This is a genomic window from Neisseria sp. P0001.S005 (assembly GCF_051963715.1).
Genome location: NZ_JBQCTZ010000850.1, coordinates 1 through 335 on the forward strand (window position 1 = coordinate 1; position 335 = coordinate 335).

Annotated in this window: 1 pseudogene; it reads left to right on the forward strand. The window is 49.0% G+C overall.

What is annotated here, in order from left to right:
- Positions 1-335, forward strand: a pseudogene (locus ACTHSP_RS23180) (tRNA (guanosine(37)-N1)-methyltransferase TrmD); the annotation flags it as partial.

Below are 335 nucleotides of genomic sequence, written 5' to 3' on the forward strand. Positions count from 1 at the left end.
GCAGAGCAAGAAAACAAAATCTTTGGCAGTTTCAAGCCATCAATCCCCGAAAATTTGCCGACAACAAACTTGGCTATATCGATGATCGCCCCTTCGGAGGTGGTCCGGGAATGATTATGATGGCGCCGCCGCTTCAAGCGGCAATCGAAGAAGCCAAAGCAAACTCGCAAAAACCTGCCAAAGTAATTTACCTCAGTCCGCAAGGTCAGCCGCTGACACATAAAAAAGCGGCAGAACTTGCCGAACTGCCCCATCTTGTTCTTCTATGCGGACGCTATGAAGGCATAGATGAAAGACTGCTGCAAAGCAGTGTGGACGAAGAAATCAGCATTGGC